The sequence below is a fragment of the Mycobacterium sp. Aquia_216 genome, assembly GCF_026723865.1.
GTDB lineage: Bacteria > Actinomycetota > Actinomycetes > Mycobacteriales > Mycobacteriaceae > Mycobacterium.
This window is the reverse complement of sequence record NZ_CP113529.1, coordinates 4,875,997-4,888,164: the sequence shown is the minus strand read 5'-3', so window position 1 is coordinate 4,888,164 and position 12,168 is coordinate 4,875,997. Positions and strand designations below refer to the sequence as shown.

The following is a 12,168-nucleotide window of genomic DNA, read 5'->3' as shown; positions in this document are numbered from 1 at the left end:
TCGGTCGGCGCGTCACCCCGACGATGTTAACCCGCGCCGCCATCAGGATGCGCCCGCGGAACGGCGTCGAGGAGATGCCGGGTGTACTCGTGTTGTGGGTTGGTGAAGACCTCGTCGCCGTCACCCTGCTCGACTATGGCACCCCGGTACATCACCACCACCTGATGCGCCAGATGTTTGACGACGGAAAGGTCGTGCGAGACAAACAGGTACGACAGACTGAACCGCTCTTGCAGGTCGAGCAGCAGGTTGATGATCCCAGCTTGGATCGAGACGTCGAGCGCCGACACCGGTTCGTCGAGTGCCAATATCTTGGGCTGTAATGCCAGTGCCCGCGCGATACCGATGCGTTGCTTTTGCCCACCGGAGAACTCGGCCGGATACCGTGTGGCGTCGGCGTGGCGCAGACCAACGATGTCGAGCAGCTCGGCGACTCGCGCATCCGCGGCACCTTTGTGGAATCCGTTCGCCTGCAATGGTTCAGCTATGACCTCGGAAACGGGTAGCCTGGGATCCAGGGACGCCACCGGGTCTTGGAATACCACCTGAATGTCGCGGCGCAGCGAGCGCCGGCGCTGCGGATTCAACCCGGCGACGTCGGCGCCGAGAACCTCAATCGAACCCGATTGCGGCGTGTTCAGTTCCAAGATCTGTTGCAGGGTAGTCGATTTGCCCGAACCGGATTCTCCGACGATCGCCAGCGTGCGGCCCTGTTCCAGGGTGAAGCTGACGTTGTCGACCGCTCGCACCTCACCCACCCGACGGCGAAAAACCACGCCCTTGGTGAGCGGATAGGTTTTGCTGAGGCCGACGACCCGTAGCACCGTTGCGCTTTGGTCTGCTGCACTATCGAGGGCCGGGGGCGCAGTGGTCACGTCGAAGATTTCAGCGGCGGCCCGACCCGCGACGTCGTCGGTACGGATGCAGGCCGCCCGATGGTCTTCGGAAACCGTGATCAGAGCTGGCTCAGCCGAACGACATTCGTCGATCGCCAGCGGACAGCGGGGCGTGAACGGACAGGCATTGGGTGTAAGCGTCGACAAATTAGGCGGCGCACCGGGAATCGGAACCAGCCGAGTGCCCTGCGGAGCGTCCAGTCGCGGCACCGAACCGAGCAATCCGACCGTGTACGGCATGCGGCGGTCCCGGTAAAGATCTGCAACGGTTGCGATCTCGACCTCGCGTCCGGCGTACATGACCATGGCCCGGTCGGCGAACTCCGAGACCACCCCCAGGTCGTGGGTGATGATCAACACTCCCGCACCGGTGACATCGCGCGCTGTCCGAAGGACGTCGAGAATTTGGGCCTGCACCGTGACGTCCAGTGCGGTGGTGGGCTCGTCACAGATAAGCAGATCCGGATCGTTGGCGATCGCGATCCCGATCACCACCCGCTGACGCTCCCCGCCGGATAGCTCGTGGGGGAACGCTTTTGCGCGGCGGTCTGGCTGCGCGATACCGACCAGCTCGAGCAGCTCCACGGCTCGTGTCCGGGCCGCCGCCCGGCTGACGTCACGGTGGTGAATCGTGATGGCTTCGGCGATCTGGTCCCCGACGGTGTAGACGGGAGTCAGCGCCGACATCGGGTCTTGGAAGACGGTGCCGATCGTCTTGCCGCGGATCCGTGACATCGCCTGGTCGGGCAGCCCGAGCAACTCCCGGCCGTGCAACCGAACGGAACCCGACACCTCGGCGTATTCGGGCAGCAACCCGACTACGGCCATCGCGGCGGTGGTTTTGCCTGAGCCCGATTCCCCGACGATGGCGAGCACTTCGCCCGGATTGATGTGATAAGTCGCACCGCGCACCGCGGGCACCCGCGCATCCCCGGCGTCGAAGGTGACGCCGAGGTCGGTCACCTCCAGCAGGGCCGTCACTGCGGGCGCCCAACGGGCTTCGCCTTTTTACGGCGCGATGGCTTCGCGCTCGGATCGATGGCGTCGCGCAGGCCATCACCGGCGAGGTTCGCGCACAACACAATCAATATCAACGCCGAGCCCGGGAACAGGAAGACCCAGGGGAAGGTGGTCACCGACGGAGTGCCTTCCGCGATCAGCGTGCCGAGTGACACGTCCGGTGGCTGCACACCGAATCCCAAGAAGCTCAGCCCGGTTTCGGCCAGGATCGCGAAACCTACGTTGAGCGTCGCGTCGATGATCAGGATGGAGGCGACATTCGGCACGATGTGATGCATGATCACCCGTCGGCTCGGCACTCCCATATACCGTGCTGCACGGACGAATTCACGTTCCCGCAGGCTCATCGTCAGGCCGCGTACCATCCGTGAGCTGACCATCCAGCCGAACGCCGCGAGGAGCACGATGAGCCACAGAATGCTGTTCGATTGTTTGGTGCGCGGCGTGACGATGGCAATGAGCAGGAAGCTGGGCACGACGAGCAGCAGGTCCACCAGCCACATCAGCGTTCGGTCGCGCCAGCCACCGAAATAGCCCGCAATCGATCCGACGGTGGCGGCGACGGTGGTCGAGATCGCCGCAACGCAAACGCCGATCAGTAGCGACTTCTGCATGCCGGTCAAGGTCCTGGCCAGTAGATCCTGGCCCAGCGCATTGGTGCCGAACCAGTGTCGCAGCGACGGCGGCTGCAGCAGTGCGTGCAGGTCCAAATCGGTATAGCTGTGCGGCAATAGCGGCGGCAATGCGTAGCAGCCGACGAATGCCAGCGCCAGCAGAACGAGCGCCACCGCCGCGGGTCTGTTGCGAAAAAAACGGCGAATCAACAGGTTTCGGCGCGATGCGAACGTGGCGGCCGGGTCGACCCCGGACCGCACCGGTGTGCTTTCGGCGGCGGTCATGAAACGCGCACCCGCGGATCCAGTGCCGCGTAGATGACGTCGGACAACAGTCCCGCCAACAGAACGGCGGCGCCGGAAAAAAGCGTGATCGCCGCGACGACGTTGGCGTCCTGGGTCGCGATTCCCGACACCACCCATTCGCCCATGCCGTGCCAGCCGAAGATTTTCTCGACGAACACCGCGCCGACAACGAGCCCGCTCACGCCATAAGCGAACAAGGTGGCCATCGGAATGAGTGCGGTGCGTAGACCATGTTTGAACAGCGCGCGCCGGCGGGTCAGACCCTTGGCGCGGGCAGTTCGGATGAAGTCCTCGCCGAGCACGTCCAGCATCGCATTCCGTTGGTACCGGCTGAAACCCGCGATTGCGCCGAGGGCCAGGGTGAGGGTGGGCAACACGATGTGCTGTAAGCGTTCGATGATTTCGTCGACGGTTCCATTCGGCGGAAGCGGCGAGGTTTCCCCGGTGTACTGGAAGATTCCCACTCCGGCGAACATGTTGACCCGCAGCGCGCCCAGAATCAGCAAGCTTGCCAACACGAACGAGGGGATGCTCAAGACGATCAGCGACAACACAGTGATCACCCGGTCGCTGAGATGGTACTGCCGCACCGCACCCCAGGCGCCCACGACGACGCCGATCAGCGTGCCCAGCACTGAACCGGTCACCACCAGTCTCAGGCTCACCCCGACCCTGCGCCACAGCTCCTGGGAGACAGGGTGACCGCTCACCGTCACCCCGAAGTCACCGTGGACCACACCGGAAACCCACTTGGCATAGCGGATGGTCACCGGTTTGTCCAAGCCCAGCGCAACGGCCTTGGCGTGAATGGCCTCTGGTGGCGGTGTCGGGTGGCGCTGCACGAAGCTGTCGAGCGGATGAAACGTCTGCGAGGTCAGCAGGAAGGTCAGGAATGACGCCAGCGCGAGTAGCACGACGTAGTTGAGGAACCGCCGGGCGAGGTACCGGATCATGCCCGGTGGGCCTGCCTGCATCGCATTGGGACAGGTTAGCGAGAGACGCGAGCGGCGTCGCGCCGCGCCCGCCGCGCCAACTGGTCGCCGGGGGTGGGACGCGCGGTGGTGCTTTCGTCGTCTAGTGCTGTGCCTGGCGACCGTCGTCCGGCTGCGGCGCCACTCCAGCCTTATCGTGAATTCTTCAATTGATAAAGTGTCGTAATCGTGAAGTCTTCAGGAGCAAAGGTGGAAACGAAGCCCCTCTACAAGCTCAAAGCCGATTTTTTCAAGACACTCGGGCACCCGGCGCGAATCAGGATTCTCGAGCTGCTGGTCGAGCGGGACCGCTCGGTCGGGGAGCTGTTGGTGTCCGATGTCGGACTGGAGGCATCGAACCTGTCCCAGCAGCTGGCTCTGTTGCGTCGGGCAGGAGTTGTGATCGCACACCGTGATGGCAACGTCGTGACCTACTCGATCGCGTCGCCCGATATCGCCGAGCTGCTCGCGGTGGCTCGCAAGGTACTTGCGAGGGTGCTCACGGATCGGGTCGCGGTGCTGGCGGACCTGCGCGTGGACGGTGCGACGAATTAGCGCCATCGGCTGGGTCGCCAAAATTTTTCGCGTCGGCCGGATCGCCGAGCCCGCGGCGCCGGCACCGCCGTCCGCGACACAACCGCCGGCTGGAGTGCGAGGTTCGCTGCAGATCCGGCATGTCGATTCGGGTTCGTGCAACGGATGTGAGGTAGAGATTTCGGGTGCGTTCGGCCCGGTGTACGACGCGGAGCGGTTCGGGGCCCGGCTCGTGGCCTCGCCCCGGCACGCCGATGCGCTGCTGGTGACCGGAGTGGTGACGCGCAACATGGCCGACCCGCTGCGTAACACCCTCGAAGCGACGCCACAACCGCGTGTGGTGATCGCGTGCGGAGATTGCGCCTTGAACCGAGGGGTGTTCAAGGACGCCTACGCTGTCGCCGGCGCGGTGGGTGAGGTGGTGCCCGTCGATATCGAGATTGCGGGGTGCCCGCCCACACCCGCCGACATCGTCGCGGCGCTGCGGTCGGTGACGGGGAAATGACGACCACCTCGGTGGTCGCCCCGGTGTCGACGCCAAAAATGTTGCCACGAAACGACTTCGGTCCGGCAGTTGGTGGGATCGCCACGTCGGCTGTGGGCATCGTCGCGGTGTGGCTGGGTTTACACGGGATGTTCGGATCGGTACGGCCGGTAGACATCGACTGGCTTCTTCCCTTCTCCGGCGTACGCATCGAGCTCGACCCACTCGGCGGATTCTTCATGGCGATCACCGGCGCGGTGGCGGTCCCGGTCGGCTGTTATGCGATCGGCTACGCGCGTCGTGAACATCTGGGCTGGGTCACGATGGCGATCTTGCCGGTGTTTGTCACGGCGATGGTGTTGGTGCCGGCCGCGGGATCGGTGACGACGTTTCTGTTGGCGTGGGAGTTGATGGCGATCGCATCGCTGATCCTGGTGCTGTCCGAGGACATCCGCCCGCAGGTCCGATCGGCGGGCCTGTCGTACGCGGTGATGACCCAGCTCGGTTTCGTCGCGATCCTGGTCGGGCTCATGGTGTTGTCGGCGGCCGGTGGCGGGGACCGGTTCGCCGACATCACCGGGGTGTCTGGCGGGGCCCGCGCGGCCGTGTTCGTGCTGACACTGATCGGGTTCGGGTCGAAGGCGGGATTGGTGCCGCTGCACGCCTGGTTACCGCGTGCCCATCCGGAGGCGCCCAGCCCGGTATCGGCGTTAATGAGCGCGGCGATGGTCAACCTGGGGATCTACGGCATCGTTCGCTTCGACCTGCGGTTGCTCTGGCCGGGGCCCCGTTGGTGGGGGTTTACGCTTCTGGCCGTCGGCGCCGTCTCTGCGCTCTATGGTGTGCTGCAGGCCTCGGTTGCCGCCGATATCAAACGGCTGCTGGCCTACTCGACGACCGAAAATATGGGCCTGGTCACATTGGCGCTCGGTGCGGCAACGCTTTTCGCAAATACCGGCGCCTACGGCCCGGCGACGATAGCGGCAGCCGCCGCGGTGCTGCATCTGATGGCACACGCGGCATTCAAGAGCCTGGGGTTCCTGGCCGCGGGGTCGGTGCTGGCCGCGACAGGGCTGCGCGACCTCGACCTGCTCGGCGGATTGGCCCGCCGGATGCCAACGACCACAGTGTTTTTCGGTGTGGCCGCGCTGGGCGCATGTGGTCTGCCGCTCGGCGCCGGCTTTGTCAGCGAGTGGCTGCTGTTCCAGTCGTTGATCCACGCCGCTCCCCGACACGATCCCATGGTGGCGCTGACGACGCCGTTGGCGGTCGGCGTGGTTGCACTTGCCACCGGTCTGAGCGTGGCGGCGATGGTCAAAGCGTTCGGGATCGGGTTTTTCGCCCGTCCCCGCTCCCTGCGGGCCGCCGATGCGCGTGAGGCGCCGGCCAGCATGCGCGTCGGCATGGCGATCGCGGCGGGCGCCTGCCTGATACTGGCGGTGGCGCCGGGGCTTGTCGCCGCGACCGTACATCGAACCGTCGCGACACTGCCCTTCGCAGACGTCGTCGGGTTCGCCGATTTCGGCACCGTGGTGCGGCTGCCCGGGGTGTCGGGGTCGATCGCGCCCGGCGTGATCGCGGCCGGTGTGCTCGCCGCGGCGCTGGTGGCGTCCGGGCTGGCCCGAGCGCGTTCCCGTCGGCGCCCCGCGTCGGTCGCGTTGCCGTTATGGGCATGCGGCGCCGACGATCTCACCGAGCGCATGCAATACACGGCAACGTCGTTCGCCGAGCCACTACAGCGAGTCTTCGATGATGTGCTGCGCCCCGACACCGACATCGAGGTCACCCACACGGCCGAGTCACGGTACAACCCCGACCGGATCACCTACCGGACCGCGATCACCGACACGATCGAACAGCGTCTGTATGCTCCGGTGGTCGCCGCGGTGGTCGCCGCGGCCGGGTTGATGCGGCGCGCCCATACCGGCAGCGTGCATCTCTATTTGGCCTACGGGGCGCTGGGTGTACTGATCGTGCTGGTGGCGGCGAAGTGAACGCGATGTCCTACGTCGCCGGAGCGGCTCAGCTTGGCCTGGTCGCGCTAGGCGCGCCGGTAGTGGTCGGTATGACGCGACAGGTGCGGGCCCGCTGGGAGGGACGAGCAGGCGGCGGCGTGCTGCAGCCGTGGCGGGATCTGCTCAAACAACTTGGTAAGCAACAGATCACGCCGACGGGAACGACGGTCGTGTTTACCGCTGCGCCCATGATCCTCGCCGGGACGACCCTCTTGATCGTGGCGATCATACCGATCGTCGCTACCGGGTCGCCCCTGGACTCCAGCGCGGACTTGTTTGCCGTGGTCGGCTTGCTATTCCTGGGAACTGTTGCGCTCGCCTTGGCCGGCATCGATACCGGCACCTCGTTCGGCGGCATGGGCGCAAGCCGCGAGATCACTATCGCGGCTCTGGTAGAGCCGACGATCCTGTTGGCGGTGTTCGCACTGTCCATTCCGGCCGGATCGACCAATCTTGGTGCGCTGGTGACGAATACGATCGCAAACCCCGGCCACGTCATGTCCTTGACCGCCGTGCTCGCCCTCGTCGCGCTGGTGATCGTCATCGTCGCCGAGACCGGGCGGCTGCCGGTGGACAATCCGGCGACCCACCTGGAACTGACGATGGTGCACGAGGCGATGGTCCTCGAATATGCCGGCCCCCGGTTGGCGCTCGTAGAATGGGCGTCGGGGATGCGCCTCACGGTTTTATTGGCGCTGCTGGCAAACCTGTTCCTGCCGTGGGGGATTGCCGGTGCTGCGCCCACCGCGTCCGGGGTGTTGATCGGTGTGGCGGCGGTAGTTGCCAAGGTTACGGTTCTCGCGGCGCTGCTCGCGACATTTGAGGTGTTCATCGCCAAACTTCGATTGTTCCGGGTTCCCGAACTGTTGGCTGGTTCATTTCTGCTGGCCCTGCTCGCGGTCACCGCCGCCAACTTCTTCACGATCGGTACGTGAGGGCCCAGCGATGACCGATGCCAACTTCTCGATCCTGGTTGACTTCGCCGCGGGCGGACTCATGCTGACCGCGGTATTGATTGTCTGGCGCCGCGACCTGCCCGCCATCGTGCATCTGCTGGCCTGGCAGGGGCTGGCACTGACGGCGATCCCGGCGTTGCGCGGCATCCATGACCGAGATCTCGCATTGATCGGAGTGGCTGTTGCCGTACTGGTGCTACGTGCGGTGGTGTTGCCGTGGCTGCTGGCCCGCGTTGTCCGTGCCGAAGTCGCCTCGCGACGTGAGGCGACCCCGCTGGTGAACACGACCAGTTCGCTGTTGATTGCCGGCGGGTTGACCGTCGCCGCCTTCGCGGTCACCCAACCGGTGGTCGACCTGGCACCGGGCCCCAGTACCAATGCCGTACCTGCCGCGTTCGCGGTGGTCCTGATTGCACTGTTCGTGTTGACCACCCGTCGGCACGCGATCTCGCAAGCCGCCGGATTCCTGATGCTAGACAACGGGATTGCTGCGACGGCGTTCCTGCTCACCGCCGGAGTTCCGTTGATCGTCGAACTCGGCGCCTCACTGGATGTGCTCTTCGCCGTGATCGTGATCGGCGTGCTGACCGGCCGGCTGCGACACGCCTTCGGCGACGCCGATCTGGACAAGCTGCAGGAATTGCACGACTGATGACCGTGTTGCTGCTCACCGCGATCCTCGCGCCACTCGCTGCGTCAATCGCCGCCATGGTCGCCGGATGGCGACACGTGACCGCGGGGCTGACAGTCCTGTCGGCCGCCACCGTTCTGGGGTGTGCCGCGGCGTTGGGTTTTCGGGTCGGGTCCGGCACCCAGTTCGCGCTCGGTGGGCTGCTCCGGGCCGACGCGCTGACGGTGACCATGCTCATCGTCATCGGGATAGTCGGCACGCTGGCCACCTTGGCGAGCATTTCTTACATCGACGTCGAGCTCGCGCATGCTCACATCGATGAGCGTGGTGCCCGCCTCTACGGCATATTGACGCCGGCGTTTTTGGCAGCGATGGTTCTCGCATTGTGCGCCAACAATATTGGCCTGGTGTGGGTGGCGATCGAGGCCACCACCGTGATCACCGCTTTCCTGGTGGGGCATCGCCGCACCCGCACCGCGCTGGAAGCGACCTGGAAGTATGTGGTGATCTGCTCGGTCGGTATCGCCGTCGCCTTCCTGGGCACCGTGCTGCTGTACTTCGCCGCGCGCTATGCCGGCGCACCCGCCGCTGACGCGCTGAATCTCGATGTGCTTGCCGCCCACGCTCACGGCCTGAATCCCGCTGTCGCGCGGCTGGCCGGCGGGCTGCTGCTGATCGGTTACGGCGCCAAGGCCGGGCTTTTTCCGTTCCACACCTGGTTGGCCGACGCACACAGCCAAGCCCCCGCGCCGGTGTCCGCGCTGATGAGCGGGGTGCTGCTGTCGGTGGCGTTCTCGGTGCTCATCCGACTGCGGCCGATTATCGATGCCGCTGCCGGACCCACCTTCCTGCGCGGTGGGCTGCTGGTGGTCGGGTTGATGACACTGCTGGTCGCGGCGCTGATGCTGACCGTCACCGGCGACATCAAAAGGATGCTGGCGTATTCCTCGATGGAGAACATGGGCCTGATCGCGATCGCAGCGGCCGCCGGCACCACGTTGGCGATCTCCGCGCTGCTGCTGCATGTGCTCGCGCATGGGATCGCCAAGACGGTGCTATTCCTGGCGGGCGGCCAATTGCAGGCCGCGCACAACTCCACCGCGATCGCCGATGTCACCGGTGTCATGCACCGGTCACGGCTCATCGGCCTGTCATTTGCCGCCGGCCTGATCGTCCTGCTGGGCCTGCCGCCTTTCGCGATGTTCGCCAGCGAGCTGGCGATCGCGCGCTCGCTGGCCGATGCGCGGCTGGCCTGGGTACTCGGCGCCGCGATGCTGCTGATCGCGATCGCCTTCGCCGCCCTGGCCCGCAATTCGGGGCGTGTGCTGCTCGGTGCGCCCGCAGTGGGCGCGCCATCGCTTGCCGTGCCAGCGACAGCCGCAACGGTCCTGACCCTTGGTGTCGCCATCTCCGCGACCCTGGGCGTCACGGCCGGCCCACTCACCCACCTGTTCACCGTCGCCGCCAGCAGCAACGTGGGAGCCGCACCGTGAGCCGAAGCTGGTTGCGGCACAGGGTTTCCCAGCACGGACTCACCGAAATGGCCGAACAACTCCTGGACGATTCGTTTCGGCTGGCGTTGGTTGCCGCGCACGACGACGGCGACACTCTGCGTGTGGTCTACCTGTTTCTGGCCGGCTGTCCGGACCGCCGTGTCGAGCTCGAATGTGTTGTACCCGTGGACAATCCAAATGTTCAGTCGCTGGCCTATGTGTCGTTTCCGGCGAGTCGGTTCGAGCGTGAGATGGCGGACCTGTACGGCATCCGGCCCGTCGGCCATCCCAAGCCGCGCCGCCTGGTCCGCCACGCGCACTGGCCCGACTGGCATCCGATGCGCACCGACGCGGGGCCCGCACCCGAATTCGCCGAGGCCGGCGCGTTCCCTTTCCTCAACGTCGAAGGGCCAGGGGTTTACGAGATCCCGGTCGGTCCCGTTCACGCCGGCCTGATCGAACCCGGCCATTTTCGCTTCTCGGTGGCGGGCGAGACCGTCGTGCGGTTGAAGGCCCGGCTGTGGTTTGTACACCGCGGCATCGAGAAGCTGTTCCACGGCCGTGCGGCCACGGAGGGCGTCGAGCTCGCCGAACGTATCAGCGGAGATACGTCGGCCGCCCACGCCCTGGCCCACAGCCTCGCCGTCGAAGACGCTCTCGGCATCGAGTTGCCCGATGAGGTGCACCGGTTGCGCGCCCTGATCGTCGAACTGGAGCGGCTCTACAACCACGCCGCCGATCTCGGTGCCTTGGCCAACGACATCGGCTACGGCATCGCCAACACGCACGCCCAACGCATCCGCGAGAGACTGCTGCGGCTCAACGCTTCGGTCGCGGGTCATCGGCTGCTGCGCGGCGCCATCCACCCGGGTGGCGTTGCGCTGCAAGGCCTTCCCGATACCGAGGAACTTCAACTGCTCGCCGCTGACTTGGCTGAGGTCGCCTCGCTGACACTGGCTAACGCGGTCGCATTCGACAGATTCGCCGGTACCGCGACCCTGCGCTCCGAAGACGCCAGCGCTCTGGGCTGTCTCGGGTACGTCGCCCGTGCCAGCGGCCTGCGCACCGACGCCCGGGTCGAGCATCCCGCCGTCGAGCTGCCCATTACGGAAATCGGCGCGGCAGGTGGCGACGTTCTCGCCCGCTACACGGTACGGCGAGACGAGTTCGCGGCGTCCGTCGCCCTCGCCCGACACATTGTCGAGTCACACAGCGGTCCAATCGAATACATCACCAGAGTCGACCCACCGGGGACGCCGAGCAGCGGTGTCGGCATCGTCGAAGGTTGGCGCGGCACAATCGTGCACCGTGTCGAAGTCGACGCGACCAACCGAATCACCCGTGCCAAAATCGTGGACCCGTCCTGGTTCAACTGGCCGGCGCTGCCCGTGGCGATGGCTGACACCATCGTCCCCGACTTCCCGCTGGCCAACAAGAGCTTCAACCAGTCCTACGCGGGTAACGACCTGTAGCTAAGGCACATTCGGACGTGCGTTGGTCGGCGCCGAGGATTAAGAACTTGCAGAGCAAAAGTGCAGACTGCGCCAACCGAACGGAATACACTCCGGCACCGATCCTGTAGCAAATTCCATGCCGCGATGCTCCGAGGAGACGTGCAGTGACGGTTACCGATGACTACCTGGCCAACAACGCCGATTACACAAGCACGTTCAGTGGGCCATTGCCCTTGCCACCGAGCAAACATGTTGCGGTCGTCGCGTGTATGGATGCCCGGCTCGACGTCTACCGCGTACTCGGCCTCAACGAGGGTGAGTCCCACGTCATCCGCAACGCCGGCGGGGTCGTCACCGACGACGTGATTCGCTCACTGGCCATCAGTCAGCGGCTGCTGGGGACTCAGGAGATCATCCTGATTCACCACACCGACTGTGGGATGCTCACCTTCGCCGACGACGACTTCAAGCGCGCTATCCAAGAAGAGACGGGTGTGAAACCGGCATGGGCGGCCGAGGCCTTCCCCGACGTCGCGGATGACGTCCGGCAGTCGCTGCGCCGCATCGAAAACAGCCCGTTCGTCACCAAGCACGTGTCGCTGCGCGGCTTCATCTTCGATGTCGCGACCGGCAAACTCGAAGAGGTTACCCGCTAGCGCCTGCTGTTCGTTCCGCGGCCCATCGGCGTGCGGGTGCATCACGAGGTGCCCGTCTCCGAGCGGCAACGTAACTTCGCGCGGGGTGGTGGCGGGCTGTTGTCGCTCGAAGGCGGGCAAGTTGCCACACCCTTCGAA

11 protein-coding genes are annotated in these 12,168 nt (G+C 65.5%); 8 read left to right on the top strand and 3 right to left on the bottom strand.

What is annotated here, in order from left to right; genetic code table 11:
• Nucleotides 1-26 precede the first annotated feature (26 nt).
• From OK015_RS22795 to OK015_RS22785, 3 genes are read right to left on the bottom strand one after another with little or no spacing between them, the layout of a single operon-like run.
• Nucleotides 27-1,877 (bottom strand): dipeptide ABC transporter ATP-binding protein, encoded by a 1,851-nt coding sequence (locus OK015_RS22795; protein ID WP_268126329.1) that lies wholly within the window; start codon nt 1,875-1,877, stop codon nt 27-29.
• Nucleotides 1,874-2,815 carry an ABC transporter permease gene (locus tag OK015_RS22790; protein ID WP_268126326.1) on the bottom strand — a complete coding sequence of 314 codons (942 nt, stop codon included), beginning with the start codon at nt 2,813-2,815 and terminating at the stop codon, nt 1,874-1,876. Before OK015_RS22790 ends, OK015_RS22795 begins: the two co-directional genes overlap by 4 nt.
• Nucleotides 2,812-3,789, bottom strand: a complete 978-nt coding sequence (locus tag OK015_RS22785) for an ABC transporter permease (protein WP_268133005.1) — start codon at nt 3,787-3,789, stop codon at nt 2,812-2,814. The genes OK015_RS22790 and OK015_RS22785 overlap by 4 nt, the downstream gene beginning before the upstream one ends.
• 228 nt (nt 3,790-4,017) lie before the next feature.
• Between OK015_RS22785 and OK015_RS22780 the strand changes: the two genes are divergently transcribed.
• The 8 genes from OK015_RS22780 (at nt 4,018) to OK015_RS22745 (ending at nt 12,030) form a co-directional block, all read left to right on the top strand.
• Complete coding sequence (locus tag OK015_RS22780) at nt 4,018-4,362, top strand: lsr2/espR transcriptional regulator (RefSeq protein ID WP_268126324.1); 345 nt, start codon at nt 4,018-4,020, stop codon at nt 4,360-4,362.
• Nucleotides 4,363-4,366: 4 nt separating this feature from the next.
• On the top strand, nt 4,367-4,846 hold the full coding sequence (locus OK015_RS22775; RefSeq protein ID WP_268133003.1) for an NADH-quinone oxidoreductase subunit B family protein: 480 nt from the start codon (nt 4,367-4,369) through the stop codon (nt 4,844-4,846).
• A gap of 38 nt (nt 4,847-4,884) precedes the next feature.
• On the top strand, nt 4,885-6,819 hold the full coding sequence (locus OK015_RS22770; RefSeq protein WP_268133001.1) for a proton-conducting transporter transmembrane domain-containing protein: 1,935 nt from the start codon (nt 4,885-4,887) through the stop codon (nt 6,817-6,819).
• A gap of 5 nt (nt 6,820-6,824) precedes the next feature.
• Nucleotides 6,825-7,775 carry a respiratory chain complex I subunit 1 family protein gene (locus OK015_RS22765; RefSeq protein ID WP_268126322.1) on the top strand — a complete coding sequence of 317 codons (951 nt, stop codon included), beginning with the start codon at nt 6,825-6,827 and terminating at the stop codon, nt 7,773-7,775.
• A 10-nt stretch (nt 7,776-7,785) separates the two neighbouring features.
• The gene (locus tag OK015_RS22760) at nt 7,786-8,448 is read left to right on the top strand and encodes a hypothetical protein (RefSeq protein ID WP_268126319.1); all 663 of its coding nucleotides are present in this window, start codon (nt 7,786-7,788) and stop codon (nt 8,446-8,448) included.
• Nucleotides 8,448-9,920: a proton-conducting transporter transmembrane domain-containing protein gene (locus OK015_RS22755; RefSeq protein WP_268126317.1), complete on the top strand. Its 1,473-nt coding sequence runs from the start codon at nt 8,448-8,450 to the stop codon at nt 9,918-9,920. Before OK015_RS22760 ends, OK015_RS22755 begins: the two co-directional genes overlap by 1 nt.
• Nucleotides 9,921-9,967: 47 nt before the next feature.
• The gene (locus OK015_RS22750) at nt 9,968-11,392 is read left to right on the top strand and encodes a hydrogenase large subunit (protein WP_268126315.1); all 1,425 of its coding nucleotides are present in this window, start codon (nt 9,968-9,970) and stop codon (nt 11,390-11,392) included.
• 146 nt (nt 11,393-11,538) lie between these two features.
• Nucleotides 11,539-12,030, top strand: coding sequence for a beta-class carbonic anhydrase (locus tag OK015_RS22745; RefSeq protein WP_268126313.1), 492 nt, complete (start codon nt 11,539-11,541; stop codon nt 12,028-12,030).
• The last annotated feature ends 138 nt before the right edge of the window (nt 12,031-12,168 follow it).